Here is a 902-nt window from a genome sequence, read left to right on the forward strand (position 1 = left end):
GATAGCGGATTCATTGCCGGTTTGTTGGCTAACTCTTCTCCTTTGATATTGGTGATAGAACCTGTCAAGTCTCTTTTCTTTGCACTACCGTATCCGATAACGACTGTTTCGGCTAGTACTTGTGAATCTTCTTTTAAAGTGACATTGATGACATTCTGTGCCCCCACCTTAATGGTTTGCGAAGTCATCCCCACGTATGAAAATACCAATACGTCCTCCGGAGTGACAGAGATTGAATATTTACCGTCCATGTCTGTGATGGTTCCGGTGGAAGTTCCTTGTACGAGTACCGATGCGCCGATCAATGGTTCATTGGCAGCGTCCGTCACTGTTCCTGTCACCGTCTTTGTCTGTGCAAAGGCTGATGCAGAGGCCAGTAGCAGGCAAACAAGCGTCATGATGCTCCTTGACCTGATGGCTTTTTTCTGAAGATGTTGTAAAAGTCTAGTCCTCATTGCATTAAATTTTTCCATTTGTTATTATTTAGGTTGAAGTCTTTTTTCTGCCGTCTTTTGGCAAGAGTAACAAAGGAAACAAACGAAATTCAAAAAAGATTTTGGAAAAAAGAGGGAATGGTTGATTTTAACACTAAAAGAGAGGTGACTGTTGAAAAAAGTCAGGCACGAACCGGTGTTGTTCGTGCCTGAATAATGGGATGAGGATTACCCGTTGGGGGAGGTATATCCTATATATACGCTGTTCGTTTTATGATTTCCTGTTTTAAAACATCTGTTCCGCAGTGGTCATACATTGAGCGACATCTTCTTTGCTGCCATTGAAAGGACCTGATTTCTCTATTTTTAAAGTTGACATGGCTGCTGCAAAACGTCCGGCTTCTTCGATGCCGACACCCGATACCCGTTGGTATAGATACCCGATGGTGTAAGTGTCTCCACACCCTG

Annotated in this window: 1 protein-coding gene and 1 pseudogene; both read right to left on the reverse strand. The window is 43.2% G+C overall.

Annotation, left to right across the window (positions count from 1 at the left end):
- Positions 1-473 (reverse strand): carboxypeptidase-like regulatory domain-containing protein (locus tag AB5935_RS27115; RefSeq protein WP_368327991.1); only part of this gene is annotated, 473 nt, incomplete at its 3' end.
- 247 nt (positions 474-720) lie between these two features.
- Positions 721-902: pseudogene (locus AB5935_RS27120) on the reverse strand (ribokinase); the annotation flags it as partial.

Source organism: Phocaeicola sp. RTP21198st1_B8_RTP21198_201120, from assembly GCF_040929485.1.
Classification (GTDB): domain Bacteria; phylum Bacteroidota; class Bacteroidia; order Bacteroidales; family Bacteroidaceae; genus Phocaeicola; species Phocaeicola dorei.